The organism is Streptomyces sp. NBC_00285 (assembly GCF_036174265.1).
Lineage (GTDB): Bacteria > Actinomycetota > Actinomycetes > Streptomycetales > Streptomycetaceae > Streptomyces.
Map to the genome: position 1 here is coordinate 6,234,328 of NZ_CP108055.1, position 18,921 is coordinate 6,253,248.

At 68.8% G+C, this 18,921-nt stretch carries 18 protein-coding genes and 1 pseudogene; 6 read left to right on the forward strand and 13 right to left on the reverse strand.

Annotated elements, in window-relative coordinates; translation table 11 throughout:
• Positions 1-27 precede the first annotated feature (27 nt).
• The gene (locus OHT57_RS28925) at positions 28-183 is read right to left on the reverse strand and encodes a hypothetical protein (RefSeq protein WP_328749467.1); all 156 of its coding nucleotides are present in this window, start codon (positions 181-183) and stop codon (positions 28-30) included.
• A 97-nt stretch (positions 184-280) separates the two neighbouring features.
• Here OHT57_RS28925 and OHT57_RS28930 point away from each other — a divergent pair.
• Positions 281-472, forward strand: a pseudogene (locus tag OHT57_RS28930) (ATP-binding protein); the annotation flags it as partial.
• Positions 473-646: 174 nt separating this feature from the next.
• On the opposite strand, the gene OHT57_RS28935 reads toward OHT57_RS28930, so the two are convergent.
• Positions 647-1,027: a hypothetical protein gene (locus tag OHT57_RS28935; protein WP_328749468.1), complete on the reverse strand. Its 381-nt coding sequence runs from the start codon at positions 1,025-1,027 to the stop codon at positions 647-649.
• Between the two features lie 447 nt (positions 1,028-1,474).
• Between OHT57_RS28935 and OHT57_RS28940 the strand changes: the two genes are divergently transcribed.
• A complete protein-coding gene (locus OHT57_RS28940; RefSeq protein ID WP_328749469.1) occupies positions 1,475-3,403 on the forward strand; it encodes a P-loop ATPase, Sll1717 family in 1,929 nt (642 codons plus the stop codon).
• 45 nt (positions 3,404-3,448) lie between these two features.
• On the opposite strand, the gene argS is transcribed toward OHT57_RS28940, so the two are convergent.
• Complete coding sequence (gene argS / locus OHT57_RS28945) at positions 3,449-5,209, reverse strand: arginine--tRNA ligase (protein ID WP_328749471.1); 1,761 nt, start codon at positions 5,207-5,209, stop codon at positions 3,449-3,451.
• Positions 5,210-5,397: 188 nt separating this feature from the next.
• Between argS and lysS the strand changes: the two genes are divergently transcribed.
• The gene (gene lysS / locus OHT57_RS28950; RefSeq protein ID WP_328749472.1) at positions 5,398-7,140 is read left to right on the forward strand and encodes a lysine--tRNA ligase; all 1,743 of its coding nucleotides are present in this window, start codon (positions 5,398-5,400) and stop codon (positions 7,138-7,140) included.
• A 68-nt stretch (positions 7,141-7,208) separates the two neighbouring features.
• Here lysS and OHT57_RS28955 read toward each other — a convergent pair whose 3' ends face one another.
• From OHT57_RS28955 to OHT57_RS28965, 3 genes are all read right to left on the reverse strand, one after another.
• Positions 7,209-8,495 carry a DUF2637 domain-containing protein gene (locus tag OHT57_RS28955; RefSeq protein ID WP_328749473.1) on the reverse strand — a complete coding sequence of 429 codons (1,287 nt, stop codon included), beginning with the start codon at positions 8,493-8,495 and terminating at the stop codon, positions 7,209-7,211.
• A gap of 104 nt (positions 8,496-8,599) precedes the next feature.
• A complete protein-coding gene (locus OHT57_RS28960; RefSeq protein ID WP_328749474.1) occupies positions 8,600-9,502 on the reverse strand; it encodes a DUF3558 domain-containing protein in 903 nt (300 codons plus the stop codon).
• A 118-nt stretch (positions 9,503-9,620) separates the two neighbouring features.
• Positions 9,621-10,451, reverse strand: coding sequence for a DUF3558 domain-containing protein (locus OHT57_RS28965; protein WP_328749475.1), 831 nt, complete (start codon positions 10,449-10,451; stop codon positions 9,621-9,623).
• A gap of 206 nt (positions 10,452-10,657) precedes the next feature.
• Between OHT57_RS28965 and OHT57_RS28970 the strand changes: the two genes are divergently transcribed.
• Positions 10,658-11,851 carry an RtcB family protein gene (locus OHT57_RS28970; RefSeq protein WP_328749476.1) on the forward strand — a complete coding sequence of 398 codons (1,194 nt, stop codon included), beginning with the start codon at positions 10,658-10,660 and terminating at the stop codon, positions 11,849-11,851.
• 78 nt (positions 11,852-11,929) lie between these two features.
• Here OHT57_RS28970 and OHT57_RS28975 read toward each other — a convergent pair whose 3' ends face one another.
• From OHT57_RS28975 to OHT57_RS28995, 5 genes are all read right to left on the reverse strand, one after another.
• Positions 11,930-13,561, reverse strand: a complete 1,632-nt coding sequence (locus OHT57_RS28975) for a recombinase family protein (protein WP_328749477.1) — start codon at positions 13,559-13,561, stop codon at positions 11,930-11,932.
• Positions 13,562-13,703: 142 nt separating this feature from the next.
• On the reverse strand, positions 13,704-14,420 hold the full coding sequence (locus OHT57_RS28980) for an alpha/beta hydrolase (protein WP_328749478.1): 717 nt from the start codon (positions 14,418-14,420) through the stop codon (positions 13,704-13,706).
• Positions 14,421-14,609: 189 nt separating this feature from the next.
• Positions 14,610-14,735, reverse strand: a complete 126-nt coding sequence (locus OHT57_RS28985) for a hypothetical protein (RefSeq protein ID WP_328749480.1) — start codon at positions 14,733-14,735, stop codon at positions 14,610-14,612.
• Entirely contained in the window at positions 14,732-15,508 is a 777-nt protein-coding gene (locus OHT57_RS28990; RefSeq protein ID WP_328749481.1) for an SDR family NAD(P)-dependent oxidoreductase, read from the reverse strand. Before OHT57_RS28990 ends, OHT57_RS28985 begins: the two co-directional genes overlap by 4 nt.
• A gap of 100 nt (positions 15,509-15,608) precedes the next feature.
• Positions 15,609-15,944, reverse strand: coding sequence for a YnfA family protein (locus OHT57_RS28995; RefSeq protein WP_328753357.1), 336 nt, complete (start codon positions 15,942-15,944; stop codon positions 15,609-15,611).
• Positions 15,945-16,074: 130 nt separating this feature from the next.
• Between OHT57_RS28995 and OHT57_RS29000 the strand changes: the two genes are divergently transcribed.
• On the forward strand, positions 16,075-16,542 hold the full coding sequence (locus OHT57_RS29000; RefSeq protein ID WP_328749482.1) for a hypothetical protein: 468 nt from the start codon (positions 16,075-16,077) through the stop codon (positions 16,540-16,542).
• 61 nt (positions 16,543-16,603) lie between these two features.
• Here OHT57_RS29000 and OHT57_RS29005 read toward each other — a convergent pair whose 3' ends face one another.
• Positions 16,604-17,005 carry a winged helix-turn-helix transcriptional regulator gene (locus OHT57_RS29005; protein WP_328749483.1) on the reverse strand — a complete coding sequence of 134 codons (402 nt, stop codon included), beginning with the start codon at positions 17,003-17,005 and terminating at the stop codon, positions 16,604-16,606.
• Between the two features lie 126 nt (positions 17,006-17,131).
• On the opposite strand from OHT57_RS29005, the gene OHT57_RS29010 reads away from it, so the two are divergent.
• Complete coding sequence (locus tag OHT57_RS29010; protein ID WP_328749484.1) at positions 17,132-18,019, forward strand: NADP-dependent oxidoreductase; 888 nt, start codon at positions 17,132-17,134, stop codon at positions 18,017-18,019.
• Positions 18,020-18,055: 36 nt separating this feature from the next.
• On the opposite strand, the gene OHT57_RS29015 is transcribed toward OHT57_RS29010, so the two are convergent.
• Positions 18,056-18,880 (reverse strand): helix-turn-helix domain-containing protein, encoded by an 825-nt coding sequence (locus tag OHT57_RS29015; RefSeq protein ID WP_328749485.1) that lies wholly within the window; start codon positions 18,878-18,880, stop codon positions 18,056-18,058.
• Between the last annotated feature and the right edge of the window lie 41 nt (positions 18,881-18,921).

The window sequence follows — 18,921 nt, forward strand, 5'->3', positions numbered from 1 at the left end:
GTAAGTGCCGCCACTGACAACAGGTGTTCAGCCGGGGCACCGGCCCACCGGACACGTCCACGGCCCGCCGGCGGGGTCCTGCCATACGGCGATCCCGTCCACCAGGGCCGCCCGCGCGGGGCGTTGGGTGCCGGGCACGAGGGGGAGACCGACGGCGTACAGGTCGACGTCGGCGTGGGGCACGTGGTCGGCGAGGGCGAGTTGGGCGACGTCCCTTACTTCAGGGCGGCGGTGAAGGCGGCCCAGGTGGCGGGGGTGACCTGGAGGGTGGGGGCGATGTCTTCGGTTCGACGGGCGGACGCTGGTCGTGGAGGTGCACGACAGCGGGCCCGGTGTGCCGCGCATCGTCCACGACGCGGACGAGGGCGGGCGGGGGCTGCTGCTCGTCGCCGCGCTGAGTGACACGTGGGGGGTGCGGGAGCGGGCGCTCGGGAAGGCCGTGTGGTGCGAGTTCGGTCAGCTTTCGCCTTGATCGGCGCACGGTTCGACACCTGGTGCGAGCACTGCGAGCACACGAAAAGGCCACCAGCGGAGCCCCGGTCGGGTGCGGACGCAGCTGGTGGCCTTCGTGATGCGACGTGATGCGACGAGTCGCTTGTCCCGGGTGTCGAAGTGCCTGTTCGGCGCCTGCTGGTTCAGACGGGGTTCAGCACTCGTTGGGCACGTTGCCCGTCTGGTTCCCCTTCAGCAGGCCGCCCCAGATCCAGCTCGAGCCCGAGCCGAGCAGGACCCACTTGTCGTGGGCGACGCCGTTCTGGTTCACATACTGACCGTGTGCCCAGCAGATGGCGCTGAGCTGGTAGTTGGCGGGGACCGAGTAGTTGATGCTGCAGTTGGTCGAGGCACAGCTGCGGATGTTCGCGCTGGTCCACGTGTAGACCCACGTGTTGGCGGCGATCCGGTCGGATGCGGCTGTGCGGGCGTCCCGGTCGGTGGACGTCGCCGCCGCGGCGGTCGGTGCGGACATTCCCGCGGCGGCCAGCAGCCCTGCCGCGATCGTCGTTATGACCTTGGCTCTCATGTGCATGAAAAGAATCCCCCTGCTGAAATCGGTCTGCTGGGATATCCAGCGTGAAAGAGACGCTAACCGGCACCAGTCGGCCTAGTTAGGCATGTACTCGCCAATGCCGTACTGGGAGATGGCGTTCCGCTACGCATGGTCGGCAACGGCGTCGCGGGCATCTGAGCAGGGGAGTTCCCCGAGGGCGTGGCAACCGGTATCCGATCGCAGCCGGGGTGGCAGCGGACGACCGGTCACACCTGGGAGCCCTGAGAAGCGAGTGGCTTCCTTCCTGGTCACTCTGCGCTTCTGTGGCATGCGCATGTCGAAGGCGGCCCGGTCGCCGGGGCATGGCGGGATCCTGCCCTCCGGCTCACCGTGCCGAGATCCTGAACGTGGTACCTGACAGCGTTCCCGGCCTCGGTGTCAGTCGCTCCCGCTAACGTGGGTGTTCGCTCGACACAGGGGGACGGCATGGTCGACGAGCCGCTGCTCGCACGCTTGCACTTCGGACGTGAGGACGCCGAACGGGACGTGACCGAGGGGCTGTTGCTGCGCGGGGGGTTCCTGTCGAACGCCGCTTACCGGGGCGCGCTCAGCGGGCGCAAGATGCTGATCATCGGGCGCAAGGGGTCCGGGAAGAGCGCCATCTGCATGCGGTTGATGTCGGATGCGGGGCACGCGGGCGGGAAGGTGCTCGTCACGCCCGACGAGGCCGCCGGGGAGGAGATCCGGCGGTTCGAGTTGCAGGGGCTGCCGGGAGACTCGGCGAAGGCGCTGATCTGGCGGTACGTGTTCGCTGTGCACGCGGCCAGGTACCTCGTCGACCACGCAAAGGGTGCGCACGACGGCGGCCACAGGACCGACTCGGTGAAGGCGCTCGGGCGGTTCCTCAAGCAGAACGGCGAGGCGCCCGGCGGGGGCGGCCGGCTCGTGGAGCGGCTCGCGCAGGGGGCACGCGGATTGCAGACCTCCCTGTCCCTTGAGGCGTTCGGGGTCAAGGCGAGCGTGGATCTCGCCCAGTCGCCGTCGGAAGGGGCGCGCGCGGCACGGCAGTTGGAGATCGTCGAGCTGGGCGTGGCGCAGGCCTTCGCCGACCTGGGGTGCGACGGCGTCGTCCACCCGCCGCTTCTCCTCATGGTCGACCAGCTCGAACAGGTGTGGTCCGCCGAGCCCGACAGCAACTCCATGGTGATCGGGCTGCTGCTGGCGGCCAAGCACGCGGCGAGCCTGTACGGCCGTTCGCTGCGGTTCCTGTTGTTCCTGCGCGCCGACATCTACGACTCGCTGTCTTTCGGGGAGGGCGACAAGTTCCACGGCGACGAGCTCAGGATCGCCTGGACGGAACAGGCCCTGCGGGACCTCGCGTTGGCGCGGGCCCAGGCGTCGGTCGGCGAGGAGCTGACCGAGGAACAGCTGTGGAAGGAGCTGTTCCCGCAGACGGTGGGCGGGGAGGAGATCACCGGGCATCTCTTCGGCCGCTGTCTGCCGAGGCCCCGTGACGCCATCCAGTTCCTCAACCTGTGCCAGGAGAAGGCCTGGCTGGACCATGAGCGGGACCGGATCACCGAGGCGGACGTGACGCAGGCGGGCCGGCAGTTCTCGGAGTGGAAACTCAAGGACCTGACCTCGGAGTACCTGGTCGCGCACCCCTTCCTGCGCAACCTCTTCCCGCTCTTCCAGAACACCGGGTACGTCGTCACACGCGCCGCGCTCACCCGCCGCTTCGAGGCGGCCGCGGAGACGCTCCACCACGACTTCCCGGCGTACGCCAACGCCTTGACGCTCCCCGGAGTCATCGACGTGTTGTTCGGGGCCGGGTTCCTCGGGGTACGGCGCGGCAACGACGTGGTCTACGCGGGCGAGGACAGGCTGCCGGTCCAGCCGCACGAGACGGAGTTCCAGGTCCACCCCTGCTTCCGGGCGGCGCTCGGCGCGACCACCGCCTTCGACCTGCGGCGCTACGAGCCCCAGTATGTGGACGCACGCGTCTCCTCGGGCAACTTCGGCTCCGGCGCCGCGGGTTCGTCCTCCCTCAACCGCGACGACCGGCTGCTCATGCAGCTCGCCCGCTCCTGCCACTCGATCCTCGCGCAGGTGGGACGGGCGGTCGGGCTGACGCGGGACATCCGCGACGAGATCACCGTCCAGATCAGCCGACTGCTGGACGAGGTCAACGGCATCCCGCCCGGCGCCGCGTCATCGGTCGGCGTCGACGTGGACGACTACCTCCTCACCACCGCCCACTACCTCACCGGCCTCGCAGCCCAACTCCGCGCCAGCGGCCTGGAGGAGAGCACAGGCATCGGAGAAGTCGCCGGCCGCGTGGAGGAGGAGGAACGACGGCTGCGGCGCTCGGCGGGTGGGTCGTACGGCAGCTCGGGCAGCTCGAACGGACCCTGAAGGCGCCGTACTCGTGAGTGCGGCGCCTTCGGAGGATCACCTCGGTCAGAGCTTCGCCGGCGTCCTGATTCCCAGCAGGGCCATTCCCTGGTGCAGGGTCCGGGCCGTGAGGTCGCACAGGAGCAGGCGGTTCTCCGCGATGTCCTTCGGCGGTGCCGGCTTGATCACCGGGCACTTGTCGTAGAACGACGTGAAGAGGGAGGCCAGCTGGTAGAGGTACGCCGCCAGCTTGTGCGGGGCGTACTCCGCGGACGCCTCGAAGACCGTGGCGCCGAACGCGTCCAGGTGCATGCCCAACGCCCGCTCCGCCTCGGCCAGTTCCAGCTCCGGGTGGGCGGCCGGCCGTACCTCTCCCGCCTTGCGCAGGATCGACTGGATACGCGCGTACGCGTACTGCAGGTACACGGACGTGTCGCCGTTCAGCGAGACCATCTGGTCCAGGTCGAACTTGTAGTCGCGGCTCGGGGACGTCGACAGGTCGGCGTACTTCACCGCGCCGATGCCCACCTGCGTGGCCCGCTCCTGGATCTCGTCCTCGGTGAGGTCCCGCGCCTTCTCCCGTACGACCTCGGCGGCCCGCTGCACGGCCTCGTCCAGCAGGTCCTCAAGCCGTACCGTCGCGCCCTCACGCGTCTTGAACGGCTTGCCGTCCGCGCCGAGCACCGTGCCGTAACCCATGTTGTGCGCGGTGACGCCGTCGGTCAGCCAGCCGGCCCGGCGAGCCGCCTCGAAGACCATCTTGAAGTGGAGCGACTGGCGTACGTCCACGACGTACAGCAGCGTCGTCGCGTGCAGGTCGGTGACACGGTTGCGGATCGCCGTCAGGTCGGAGGCCGCGTAGCCGAAGCCGCCGTCGGCCTTCTGCACGATCAGCGGGACCGGCTGGTCGTCCTTGCCGCGGATCTCGTCGAAGAAGACGACCAGCGCGCCCTCGGAGCGGACCGCGACGCCCATCTCCTCCAGGAGGCGGGCGGTCTCGGGCATGCCCTCGTTGTACGCGGACTCGCCGACGATCTCCTCGTCACGGATCTCCATGTCCAGCTTCTCGAAGACGGAGTAGAAGTAGACCTTCGACTCGTCCACGAACTGCTGCCAGAGTTCGAGCGTCTCCTTGTCCCCGGACTGGAGGGCGACGACCCTCTTCCGCGCCCGCTCCTTGAACTCCTCGTCCGAGTCGAAGACCGTGCGGGACGCCTTGTAGACCCGGTTCAGGTTCGACATGGCCTGCTCGCCGTCGACGTCCTGCGCCGGGGCCAGCTCGCCGGGGTTCTCGAACAGGTACTGGATCAGCATGCCGAACTGGGTGCCCCAGTCGCCGATGTGATGCCGGCCGATCGTCTTCTCACCGGTGAAGTCGAGCATCGCCCGCAGCGCGTCCCCGATCACGGCGGACCGCAGATGGCCGACGTGCATCTCCTTCGCCACGTTCGGCTGGGCGTAGTCGACGACCGTGGTGCCGGGCTGCTCGGCGAGCGGCACGCCCAGGCGGCCCGCCTCGTCGGCGTACCGGGCGGCCAGGTTCTCCGTGATCGCCTTGTCGGTCAGCGTCACGTTCAGGAAGCCGGGGCCGGAGACCTCGATGTCCTTGATCACGTCACCGGTGGTGATCCGGGAGACGACCTGCGCCGCAAGCTCCCTCGGGTTCGCCTTGGCCTTCTTCGCGAGCGCCAGGATGCCGTTCGCCTGGAAGTCGGCCCGGTCGCTACGTCGCAGCAGGGGGTCCGCGGATGCCTCCGGCAGGGTGGCGGAGATGGCGGAGGCGAGCTGCTGGTTGACGTTGTCGCTGAGGGGCGTGACCGGGGCCATGGGAAAGGGTGCCGTTCTCCTCGGGGGATCAGATGGACACGGTCAGTATCCCATGGGGGGTGTAGCGGTTTTTTGGCCGCGGGCCGGTGGGGGCCGGTCGCGCAGTTCCCCGCGCCCCCAGGCAGGCGGCTGCGCCGCCTAGACTGAGGGCGCAGCCCTTTCACGCTGCCCAAGCCAGAAAGAAGGACGTGCCGATCGTGGGTCAGAGCACCGAGACCACCGACTGGGTCTCCCGTTTCGCGGATGAGGTCATCGAGGAGTCGGAGCGTCGGGCCCCCGGCAAACCCGTGGTCGTCGCCTCCGGGCTGTCCCCGTCCGGCCCGATCCACCTGGGCAACCTGCGCGAGGTCATGACGCCCCACCTCGTCGCCGACGAGATCCGGCGCCGGGGACTCCAGGTGCGGCACCTCATCTCCTGGGACGACTACGACCGGTACCGCAAGGTGCCCGCCGGGATCGCCGGGATCGACGACTCGTGGGCCGAGCACATCGGCAAGCCCCTCACCTCCGTGCCCGCGCCCGAGGGATCGCCGTATCCGAACTGGGCCGAGCACTTCAAGGCCGCCATGGTCGACGCGCTCGCCGAACTCGGCGTCGAGTTCGACGGGATCAGTCAGACCGCGCAGTACACCTCGGGCGTCTACCGCGAGCAGATCCTGCACGCCATGACGCACCGCGGGGACATCGACGCGATCCTCGACCAGTACCGGACCAAGAAGGCCCCGGCCAAGAAGCAGCAGCAGAAGCCCCAGGACGACGCCGAGGTCGAGGCCGCCGAGGGGTCCGGCGCGGCCGCCGAGGACGACGGGTCCTCCGGTTCCGCCGGGTACTTCCCGTACAAGCCCTACTGCGGCAACTGCGAGAAGGACCTCACCACCGTCACCTCCTACGACGACGCCACGACCGAGCTGTCGTACACCTGCAACGCCTGCGGGTACGCCGAGACCGTCCGGCTGAACGAGTTCAACCGCGGCAAGCTCGTCTGGAAGGTCGACTGGCCCATGCGGTGGGCCTACGAGGGCGTCGTCTTCGAGCCCTCCGGTGTCGACCACTCCTCACCCGGGTCCTCGTTCCAGGTCGGCGGGCAGATCGTCGGGATCTTCGGCGGGAAGCAGCCCATCGGCCCGATGTACGCCTTCGTCGGCATCTCCGGGATGGCGAAGATGTCGTCGTCGAAGGGCGGTGTGCCCACCCCCGGCGATGCCCTGAAGATCATGGAACCGCAGCTGCTGCGCTGGCTCTACGCCCGCCGCAGGCCCAACCAGTCCTTCAAGATCGCCTTCGACCAGGAGATCCAGCGCCTCTACGACGAGTGGGACAAGCTCGACGTCAAGGTCGCTGACGGATCCGCGCTGCCCGCCGACATCGCCGCGCACGCCCGCGCGGTACGGACCGCGGGCGGCGAGCTGCCGACCACGGCCCGCCCCCTGCCGTACCGGACCCTCGCCTCCGTCGCCGACATCACCGCAGGGCACGGCGACCAGGCGCTGCGGATCCTCAGCGAGCTGGACCCCTCGCACCCGCTGGGCGCACTGGACGAGGTCCGGCCGCGGTACGACAAGGCCGAGGCGTGGATCAACACGCAGGTACCCGCCGACCAGCGGACCATTGTGCGCGAAGAGGCCGACGCCGAGCTGTTGAAGTCCCTGGACGAGGCCTCCCAGCAGTCACTGCGGCTGCTGCTGGACGGGCTCGCCCCGAACTGGTCGCTCGACGGGCTGACCCACCTCGTCTACGGCGTGCCCAAGGTGCAGGCCGGGTTCCCCGCCGACGCCACACCCAAGGAACTGCCGGCCGAGATCAAGACCGCCCAGCGGACGTTCTTCGCCCTGCTCTACCAGCTGCTGGTCTCGCGGGACACCGGACCGCGACTGCCCACGCTGCTGCTCGCCGTGGGACAGGAGCGGGTCCGGGCCCTGCTCGGGGAGTGACGGACCGCATGTGAGAGGGGCCCCCGTCCGCGGACGGGGGCCCCTCTCGGCTGTCTGCTGCGCCTGCCTCAGGCGATGTGGTCCTCCTGCAGTTCCGCCGTGTGACGGTTGGTGAACCGCTTGACCATGCGCTCGGCCTCACGCTGGGGAAGCGCCGTGCCGAACGTCGCCTCCACGTCACCCCTGAGCTGGCCGGGAGAGGGATAGCTGCCGTCTATCGACTTCTTGAAGACCTGGTAGAAGTCCTCCTCGGTCGGCTCCGGAGGGCCGCCGCCCTCACCCATCTCGCGGGTACGGCCACCGGCCACCGGGATGCGGAAACTGCCCGTCTCCTCCATGGAGGGAATCGGGTTCGGCTCCGGCTGCCGGGGCGGCTCCTCGTACTGGATCTGCTGGAGCTCGTACTGCTCCGCCTCCAGCTGCTCCTCGTACCAGCTCTCGTACTGCTCCTGCGGGTCGTAGTTGGGGTTGTAGCCCCCCTGGTACTCGACCTGCTTGGGAGCCTCGAACCAGGGGCTCTGCTCCGGGTCGAACGCCTCGGGCGCGTGGTCGAACCCGGGGCGCTGCTCGTCGGAGGGCGCCACCCTCCGAGGGACGGGCGACGCCTCCACGGCCCGCTGACCCGCGTTTCCGGACGCGTCCACGGCGACCCGGGACACCGGAGGCAACAGCGCCGGCTCGATACCCGCCGCCGCCAGACCCGCGGGCGCCGTCTCCGCCAGCGGGACTCCGTAGCGGGCCAGACGGAGCGGCATCAGGCTCTCCACCGGAGCCTTGCGGCGCCAGGCACGGCCGAAGCGGGAGTGCAGACGGGCCCGGTAGACCAGACGCTCCTGCTCCAGCTTGATGACCTGCTCGTAGGAACGCAGCTCCCACAGCTTCATCCGGCGCCACAGCAGAAACGTGGGGACGGGAGACAGGAGCCAGCGAGTGAGCCGGACCCCCTCCATGTGCTTGTCCGCCGTGATGTCCGCCATCCGGCCGATCGCGTGGCGAGCCGCCTCCACCGCCACCACGAACAGCACCGGGATCACCGCGTGCATGCCCGTACCCAGCGGATCCGGCCAGGCCGCCGCACCGTTGAAGGCGATCGTCGCCGCCGTCAGCAGCCAGGCCGTCTGACGCAGCAGCGGGAACGGTATGCGGATCCACGTCAGGAGAAGGTCCAGGGCCAGCAGGACACAGATACCCGCGTCGATACCGATCGGGAAGACGTAACTGAAGTTCCCGAAGCCCTTCTTGAGGGCGAGCTCACGGACGGCCGCATAGGACCCCGCGAAGCCGATGCCGGCGATGATCACGGCACCGAACACGACCACGCCGATGAGCAAGCGGTGTGTTCGAGTCAGCTGCATGGGCGCGGACACCCGTACTCCCCTCGCTGTACGTGTTGTTGCGCGCAACAGACTGGCACATGTGTGCTGCGCACGGGTGGCCGGTACGGGCCGTCAGCTCTGCTTCAGCTCGTCTTCGCGACCGACTTGGACGGAGACGCGGACTTCGAAGCCGACTTCGACGGGGCCGCCGAAGGGGACGTGGGCGCCGACTTGGAAGGCGACGTGGACGGCGCAGGACTCACCGCACCCTCGCCGTTCGCCGCCGACACCGAGGCCACCACCTCGTTCGAGGCCTTCTCCGCGAGCTTCGCCAGAGCATCCGCACCCGGCGCCTTCTCGCCCGCCAGACCCGCGCCGTTGTAGTCGACGGTCACGACGACGTTCTCCACGCGCGTGACGACCGTCTGCTGCTTGAAGGCGCCTTCCTTCTTCTTCAGGTCGTAGCGCACCAGCGTCGCCGCATCACCCTTGCCCGAGACCGCCTGCGACTTGGTGTTCTTCGCACCGGCCACCGACTGGGCATCCTGGATCTGTTGCTCGTAGTACTTCTGCGCCTGCGCCTCACCCGTGCCGCGCGAGGTGTCCGACTCGAAGCGCAGCAACGACACGTTCAGCCAGCGGAACTGGGAACCCTTCACACCGTTGTTGTCGAGGCTGCTCCAGGAACAACTCCCGCGCGTCCCCGCCTCCGACGTGCCCTTCTTGCCCGACTTCGGAGCCTCCGGGACCAGCGACTTCAGAGTCTTCGCCGACAACACCCCGCACGACTCGGGAAGCGAGTCGTACGCCGCCGCCTGCACCGTGGGCGCCGCACTCACGGAAGCCGACGCCGAAGCACCACCGTCCGCGCCCTTGCCGGCCGCGGAACTGCCGCTGCCGCTGTCGCTGCCGGAGTCGGAGGAGCAGCCAGAGGCGATCAGCATCACGGGGACTGCGGCCACGCCAACAAGGACGCGGTGAAGACGCTTCGCTTGCTGCACACCTTGGTCACGCTCTGCTCGTCGCTGCATGGTTCCTTCACTCATGACGCTTGTGGTTCCTGCCGTCGGATCGGGTCCGAGGGGCCACCGTACGCGGTGAGGAACCTGTGCGGTCCAGCTTCGAATCCTTTGCGCACACGGGTGAAAGGAGCATGGAAAGCCCTCAACCGGACAGCGACCCGGCCAGCTGAGAGGCCAGTTTCCGGGCGTTGTCCTGCATTTCCTTGCTGTCCGGCGTGACGCCGACCGACGTCGGCTGCTCCTCGTACTCGATCGTCACGATCACGTTGGACGTGCGGAACGCCACAGTCACCTTGCGCTGCTGAGCCGTCGAACCGGAGCCGCTCAACGCGTCGTCAAGAAACGCCTCGTCGCCGAGATCGTCCAGCAGACGGGGCTGCAGATCGGACGGAGTCACCGAGGACGAACCACTCGGAGAAGCTGAAACCGACCCACCGGCCGTGGGCGACGAGGAGGCCGTCGGGCTCGCCGAGGCACTGCTCGTACCGCTCGCCACATCCGACGCCGCACTCGACGTCGCCGCCACCGGCAGGTCCGCCTTCTCCTCGGCCTGCGCGAACAGCTGCTGCGCCTGACTGTCGTCGCTGACCGCGTTGTCGTACGACACCACACGCTCGAAGTCGACCGACAGGTACTCGGTGGCGTCCGCGGCCTCGACCTTCCAACGGCAGCCGACCTTGCGGTCCGTGTCGTAGGTCAGCGTCGCGTCGCCCTCGTAGGCCAGGGTGCGCTGGTTCGCGTCGGTGATCTCCTTGATGCCGGGCAGCAGCACGTCAAGGCTGCTCTGACCGACCGCACCGCAGGCTTCCGGGAGTGTGCGGTACTTGCCGGGCTGGGCGGCCACGGTGGCTGTGCCCGCGTCGCCCGGGTTCGCGTCGTCCGTCGTCCCGTCGCCGCCCGAACTGCCGGTGCAGCCGGCCAACAGCGCCGCGAGGAGGGCGGCGACGCCGGGTACGTAGGCCTTCCGCTGCACGGTGGGGCTCCTCTCGGAAATATCTCCGACTCGTGGGGATCACAGTGTCCCCGCAGGTTATTCGCTTGCCGCATGGGGGCGTCCCCTGAGGACAATGTGTATCGCACGCACTGCCGTGAACGCCGGTCCGTCGTCCCATACGTCGATCTTGGTGCCGGTTTTGCGATCTGATACTTCTGTTTGCTTTTCGGGGGATCGAGGACGAAATGTCGTACGTGGAGATGTCGGGCGCCCAGGTTCCGATCAGGATGTGGGCCGACCCGGCCACCGTCGAGGACGGCGCCCTGCAGCAGCTGCGCAACGTCGCGACCCTGCCGTGGATCAAGGGTCTCGCCGTGATGCCGGACGTCCACTACGGCAAGGGTGCGACGGTCGGGTCCGTCATCGCGATGCAGGGTGCGGTGTGCCCGGCGGCGGTGGGCGTGGACATCGGCTGCGGGATGTCGGCGGTGAAGACGTCCCTCACGGCGAACGACCTGCCGGGGGATCTGTCCCGGCTCAGGTCGAAGATCGAGCAGGCGATTCCCGTGGGGCGGGGCATGCACGACAGTCCCGTCGAGCCGGGACGGTTCCACGGGTTCGCTACCGGGGGGTGGGACGACTTCTGGGGGCGGTTCGACGGGGTGGCGGAGGCGGTGAAGTTCCGTGAGGAGCGGGCGGCCAAGCAGATGGGGACGCTGGGATCCGGCAACCACTTTGTCGAAGTCTGCACGGATACGACCGGTTCTGTTTGGTTGATGCTGCACTCCGGTTCTCGGAACATCGGCAAGGAACTCGCCGAGTTCCACATCGGTGTGGCCCAGAAGCTTTCGCACAATCAGGGACTGGTCGACCGGGACCTCGCCGTCTTCATCGCGGAGACCCCGCAGATGGCGGCGTACCAGAACGACCTCTACTGGGCTCAGGAGTACGCCAGGTACAACCGGTCGATCATGATGGCCCTCTTCAAGGACGTGCTCCGCAAGGAGTTCAAGAAGGCGAAGGTGGCCTTCGAGCCCGAGGTGAGCTGCCATCACAACTACGTGAGCCGCGAGCGGTACGAGGGCATGGACCTGCTCGTCACCCGCAAGGGGGCGATCAGCGCCCGGGCCGGGGAGTACGGCGTCATCCCGGGTTCCATGGGCACGGGGTCGTACATCGTGAAGGGCCTCGGCAACGAGAAGGCCTTCAACTCGGCCTCCCACGGCGCGGGCCGGCGCATGAGCCGCAGCGCGGCCAAGAGGCGGTTCTCGACGCGGGACCTGGAGGAGCAGACGCGGGGCGTGGAGTGCCGTAAGGACTCCGGCGTCGTGGACGAGATCCCGGGTGCCTACAAGTCGATCGACCAGGTCATCGACCAGCAGCGGGACCTGGTGGAGGTCGTGGCGAAGCTGAAGCAGGTCGTGTGTGTGAAGGGTTGACCCATGGACGTGTGAAAGGGGGCCCTGGCCTAAAGCAGGTCAGGACTCCCTTTTCACGGATCTCCCTATGCGGTACGGCTACGCAGCCGGGGCTTTCAGCTGCGTGCGCCACGTCGCAATGATCGTGGAGGGCTCGAAATGGTGCGATCCTTTGGTGCCGGGGAGAATTGTCACGGACCCCAACAGGCCGAAGAGGATCTCACGTTTCTCGATCACGCTCAGCCCGTCCCAATAGGCGCGTGCATCGGCATGCTGGGGCATGCCAGGGCGATGCCTGATCAACCACGCTTGCTGCTCATTCACAAGCCGTTTGATTTCGGTCTCCTCTCGCCTCAGCTGTGAGAAGTAGTCGGAATCGCTGATCTCTGCTGCGTACCACTGCTCCTGGAGGGCGGCCTTGTGATGCTTGGCGATCTCCAGCCTGTACGTGTTGGGCCATGGGATTGCCGACCACGCGTTGAGTGAGCCCTGGCGGTCCAGCGCGGCGAGGACGTACCGAGTGATCAGATCGTCCACTGCGGGGCCTTGGCGGCTGATTCGGCCACAGCCTCCGTCCAACGCGGTACGACAGCGGTACAGAAACGAGTCACCGGTAGGACACCCATGCAGGGCAGCGCCACACTGTCGTCCGCCGGTAAGGGGGCGCCCGCAGCGCACCAGCCCGGTGAGCAGATACGTGCCCTCTGGCGAGGCTGCACCGTTTTTCTGCCAGCCTCCGGGATGGCGCTTCCTCTCCAACGACTCTGCGGCCAGTCGCCACTCCTCCGGTGACGCGATGGATTCCCAACGGCCGACTACAGGATTTCCGTCAGTGTCGAGGACGAGTGTGCCGTTGAGCTTGCGGTACCCGCAGATCCGTGGGTTGCGCAGGATCTGTTTGACTGTCTGACGTTGCCAAGAGTTTCCAAGGGTGGTCGTGAAGCCAGAGGTGACGAAATCCTGAGTGACGGCAGTCAGTGTCTTTCCCTCCAGGAAGCTCTGTAGTCCACGCCGAACCACTTCCGATTCACCGGGATGCAGCGTGAGCAGGTCGGCATTCCAGCCGAACGGACGGCGCACAGCTACTGGTTCACCCCGCTCCGCGCGGGCGCGATGGTTGAGTGTCGCCCGGTGCTCTTGCTTCCTGCTCTCAGCGTGTGCGGCGGCTGCGCCGATGAGGCCGCGTCGTGCCGCTTCTTCGTTGTAGAGGTCGTACGAGCCGAGCCCGTCGGCGTACACCCGGGAGGGGTGCGCGGTGAAGCACTTGAGGAATTGCTGATATGTGTGCACGTCCCGGTAGAGCCGGTCATCGGAGACGCACACCACACCGTCGATCGGGAATCCGACTGCGGTGGTTCCGCGCTTGAGATCGTCAAGCATCGCGTCGAACCCTGGGCGCTTGACGCCGACTTTGGAAGCGGTCCTGTCGTTGTCGACGTAGCGGTGAACGACGATCATGCGACGCTGCGCTGCGATGCGTGCGCAGTGCTTCGCCTGGTCTTCGACGCCATGCCCGTCTCTCCTGTGCCTGTCGTTGGAGATGCGGCAGTAGACGACGATCAGGCGCCAACCGATGTCTCGGAGGGCCAGTGACTCGAGCAGCGAGGGTGTGTCGTGTGGGACACCACGGAGCTCGTTCAGTAGGAGCTCTACTTCGTGGGCCGGGGGTTTTGTCTTTGCACGTCGTTCGATCGACGCGTATGGACGCAGGTTAGTGTCGGGGTCAGCCACAGGGAAGGCTCTACTTCCTTGTCGGTCAGGCCCTCGGCCGGGTTGCCTCCCAGCCGAGGGCCGTCGTGTTGATGTTGTGGCGTGAGCCTAGATCGCCAGTTCAGGGGCCGTTCGGGTGATCGATGAGGTTCATCCCTGTGGGTTACTTCGGACAGAGATGGCGGACGAAGAAGCGGACCGCGCTGTCCGCCTCGAAGCGGGGGAGTTCCTTGTGGGTGCCTGCGTTGGCGTGGAGGGTTTTCTCCTTTGAGGCGAAGGCGTCGAACAGGGCGAGGGCGGATTCGCGGGGGATGTGTTCGTCGTGCCATTGCATGGCGAACTCGACCGGGACGGTGATCCGTCGCGCGTGTTCGGTCAGGGCGTCGGGCCAGTGCTGGCCGAAGACCGCTGCCTTGATGCGGGGTTCGGCCGCGACGAAGGGGACTCCGATCGCCGTGGCCATGTTGATGCCGTAGTAGCCGACCGGGGCCCCGGGGTCGATCTCCGGGAACTTCTGCAGTGTGTCCAGGGTCGACTGCCATTCCGGTACGGCGAGTTCCGCCAGGTGGGCGTTGTAGCGGACGACGATCGGGCCTTCCGGTTCGCCCGCCTCGCGGGCCCGGTAGAGCTCGGCGATTTCCTGGTCGTCGTGTGCGCTGCGGGGGCGGTCGCCGTGGCCGGGGGCGTCGATGACGGCGACGTGGAAGCCGGCGGTCACCAGGAGGCCGGCTCGGCCCGTCATCGCCGGGGACTTCTTGTGGTTGCCGCCGCCGTGGCCCATCAGGATCAGGGGGGCGCCTTCGGGGGCGGATGCGGGGGACCAGAGAACGCCGGGGACCTCACCTACGGTGAAGTCGCGTTCGCGGATGTCGTTGTTCATTGGTGTGGCCTTTCGGGAGTGCCTTTGTCGAGGCGCTCCCGGCGACACCTGATGTCAGTCGCCGGACCGTGAAGCCGGGGGGAGCACCCACAGGGATACAGCGTTCATGGGTCTCACCTCCTCGCGGTGTCGTCACGGTCTCGCTCGTAAGTTAGCAGCGAGGGCGTTGCAACGCCCTTCTTTTTCCGCTCACTTGGGGGCGTGCATCACCGCGTAGATCATCACGAACGCCACGATGTGGATGCCGAAGAGGAAGTAGGCGAGCCACCACCACATGTGGCGTTCGTCGTGGGGATCTTTGCGGTCGGGGGTCACAGTTCGCGGTGGACCTTCGTGTTGGAGGCCTGGGCGCGGGGGCGCAGGACCAGGAGGTCGACGTTGACGTGGCTGGGGCGGGTGATCGCCCAGGTGATGGTGTCGGCCACGTCGTCGGCGGTGAGGGGTTCGGCGACCCCCTGGTAGACCTTGTCCGCCTTCTCCTGGTCGCCGCCGAAGCGGGTGAGGGCGAACTCGTCGGTCCTGACCATGCCGGGTGCGATCTCGATGACGCGGACCGGGCGGCCGACGATCTCCAGGCGGAGGGTCTCGGCGAGGACGTGGGTGCCGTGCTTGGCGGCGACATAGCCGCCGCCGCCCTCGTAGGTGCCGTGGCCGGCGGTGGAGGAGACGACGACGATCGTGCCGTCGCCGCTCGCGTCGAGCTTGGGGAGCAGGGCCTGGGTGAGGTTCAGGGTGCCGATGACGTTCGTCTCGTACATCGTGCGCCAGTCGGCCGGGTCGCCGGTGGCGACCGGGTCGGCGCCGAGGGCTCCGCCGGCGTTGTTGACGAGGACGCCGATCGTCTTGAAGGCGGAGGCGAACTCGTCGACCGCGGCCCGGTCCGTCACGTCCAGCGGGTAGGCCGTCGCCTGGTGGCCCGCCGTGTTGATCTCCTCGGCGAGCGCCTCGATACGGTCCTTGCGGCGGGCGGTCAGGACGACGCGGTAGCCGGCCGCGGCGAGCTGCCGGGCGGTCGCCGCGCCGATCCCGCTGCTCGCACCGGTGACGACGGCGATGCGGGAGGCGGCGGAGGGTGCGGCGGGGGCCATGGACTGCTCCTCGGACGTTCGGGTGACGGGCTCCCCGCCAGGATAGGCGGGCTTGTGGCCGCGCTCCGAGGCGGTCCGTGGCGCGGGCCCGGCGGGCTCGTCAGTCGCCCCTCGGGGCGTACATGATCACGGCCATGCCCGCGAGGCAGATCAGCGCGCCCGCGATGTCCCAGCGGTCCGGGCGGTAGCCGTCGGCCGCCATGCCCCAGAGGATCGAGCCGGCCACGAAGATGCCGCCGTACGCGGCGAGGATGCGGCCGAAGTGGGCGTCGGGCTGGAAGGTGGCGACGAAGCCGTAGGCGCCGAGGGCGAGGACGCCGCCCGCGGTCCACAACCAGCCGCGGTGTTCCCGGACGCCCTGCCAGACCAGCCAGGCGCCGCCGATCTCGAAGAGGGCGGCTACGACGAAGAGGGCGGCGGAGCGGGCGACGAACATGCCGGTCAGCTTGGCACGGCGGCTCGCCGGGTCGTGTGTCACCTGATGGAGGGCGCCTGTCGTTCGCCGTACGTGGGATACATCCATGCGACCACGGCGGTTCGGGCGGCTGGAACGAGGAGTGGGTGGCATGCGGGGTCTGCGGGTGCTTGCGGTGTGGGGTGCGGTGGTTGTGGGGCTGGCGGGTGGGGGTACGGCGGTCGCCGTCGGTGGGCCCGAGGCGGATCTGGCGTATCACGGGGCCGCGTCCATGTCCGGCGGGCGGGTGGACGTACGGTTCACGCCGCGCAACCACGGGCCCGCCGCCGTTCCGGACGCGACCGTGAGGTTGCGGTGGTCCGAGCCGCTCGTGGACCGGCAGACGCTGCCGGACGGGTGTGCGCGGGCGGAGGAGCGGGTGGTGCTGTGCCGGGTGGGGGCGCTGGCCGCGGACGAGGTGGGGGAGCGGGTGGAGATGCGGGTGCGGTTGCTGGGGGTGCCGTCGGAGGTGCTGCTGGAGATCGACACGGTGTGGAACGGCGGCACGGTGGACCGGAACCGGGAGAACGACCGGCAGCGGGTGCTGGTCCTGGACAGCGGCGACGAGTACTACTTCTGACGTCCGTTGCCGCTTCTGACGTGCGTCGCGGTGCTTCTGACGCGCGTCGGTTCTTCTGGCGTCAGTCGGTCGAGGTGTCGTAGCGGTCCCGGGCCTCGTGGACCTCCTCGATGTGGGTCTCCGCCCAGTCCTTCACCGCGGTGAGCAGACCGGCCAGGCTGCGGCCGAGGAGCGTGAGGTCGTAGTCGACGCGCACGGGGACGGACGGGGTGACCGTGCGGGTGAGGATGCCGTCGCGTTCCAGGCTGCGCAGGGTCTGGGTGAGCATCTTGGGGCTGACGCCGGCGATCTTGCGGCCGAGGTCGCTGTAGCGCATCGGTCCGGTGGAGAGGGCCGCGACGACGAGGCTGACCCACTTGTCGCTGAGCCGCTCCAGGAGCTGGTTGGTGGGGCAGCCCCGGATGAACGCGTCGTACTCCACGCGGGCCTGCTCGCGCCGCTGGGCCGCCGTCGTGGTCGGCATGGCTCACCTCCGGGGTAGGTACGCACCTGTGGGTAACTACTTACCAATAGATAGTAACTCTTCCTAGGGTTGCTGTCGGCGGCGGGGATACCGACGCGAACAGTGACGAATAGGGAGTACACAGTCATGCGTGCTGCTGTGGTGAGGACGTTCGGCGGGCCCGAGGCCGTGGAGCTGGTGGAGAGCGAGCTTCCCCGGCCGGGGGCCCGGCAGGTGCGGATCAAGACCGCCGGTGCCGCGCTGAATCCGGTGGACCTCGGGGTCCGGGCCGGTTTCTTCGGCGGGGCGGGCAAGCAGATCGGTCTCGGCTGGGATGTCGCGGGGACCGTGGACGCGGTGGGCGTGGCGAGCGCCTGGGAGGTCGGGGACGAGGTGGTGGCGCTCCACGAGGGTCTGGTGAAGCCGCTGGGCGCGCACGCCGAGTACGTCGTCGTCGGCACGGACGCGGTCGCCAAGGCGCCGGCCACGGTCGACGCGGTGCACGCGGCGACCCTGCCGCTCAACGCGCTGACCGCCGTACAGGCCCTGGATCTGCTGGAGTTGGCCCCCGGGCAGACCCTTCTGGTCACCGGGGCGGCGGGTGCGGTCGGCGGGTTCGCCGTCCAGCTCGCCGCGCGCCGGGGGGTGTCGGTGACCGGGCTGGCCCGGGAGGGCGACGAGGAGTTCGTACGGTCGCTGGGGGCCGCGGAGTTCACGACCACCGGTGCTGCCGGTGCCTTCGACGCGGTGCTGGACACGGCGGTGCTCGGGGAGGCGGCCCTGGAGTGGGTGCGGGACGGCGGCACCTATGCCGGGGTACAGCCGGGGGCGCACCCCGAGTCGGTGCGCGGGGTGCGGACCACGTCGGTCGCGGTGGCCGCCGACGGGGCGCGCCTCGCCGAGCTGGCCGCACTGGTGGACGAGGGCGTACTGACGCTCCGGGTGGCCGAGACGTACCCGCTGGACGCCGCGTCCAAGGCGCACGCCCGGCTGGAGGAAGGCGGGGTGCGGGGGCGGCTCGTGCTGGTGCCGTGATTCCTGGTGCTCCGGAGAGGGGTCCTGGCGGGGCGGTCAGCCTGTCGCCGCCTGGGCGTACGCCGTCGGCGGTACCCCCACCGTCGCCGTGAAGTCCCGGACCAGGTGGGCCTGGTCGGCGTAGCCGAGGTCGGCGGCGAGGGCGGCCCAGTCGACCTCGCTGCGGGTGCCGGCGAGTTCGAGGGCCTCGTGGATGCGGTAGCGGAGGATGACCCACTTCGGGCTGACGCCGACGTATGCGGAGAAGAGACGTTGCAGCGCCCGTACCGAGAGTCCGGCCGCCTCGGCGAAGTCGTCGACGCGGCGCAGGGTGCGGTCGGTGCGGGCACAGTCGACGAGGTGCACGGCCAGGTCGGCCTGCGGGTCGGCGGTCGGGGCGAGGGGCCTGAGGAAGGCGTCGAGTGCGGCGACGCGGGCCGTGTCGGCGGCGGGGCTCACCACGGTGCGTGCGCTCTCGGCGCCGGCCTGCGGGAACACGTCCTGGGCGGGGTGCGTCTCGCCCGTCCAGTGCGACACCGGGTGCTCGGGGGCGTACGGCCGGAAGCCGCCGGGGCGGAACTTCACCCCGCAGACCCGACCCCGGCCGGCGAGCTTCCTGATGTAGAGGCCGCCCGGGATGCCGGTGAGCTCGGCGTAGGGCGGGCCCTCCTCCTCGTCCCACTGGAAGGTGAGGTGCACGGACGGGTGCGGGACCACGTGGGAGACGTAGGGCTCGGGCAGGTCCCAGTCGATCAGCCAGTAGTGCTCGACGTACCGGCGCAGCGGTTCGGCGGGGTCGTGGCGGCGGAACCGCACCCGGGTCAGCAGTCCGGCGGGGTCGACGATCCCTCGGGTGTCGCGGCGCGGTTCGGCCTGGGCCATGAGCGGATCGTACGTCTCGCCCAGGCGTCGCGTTTCTTCAA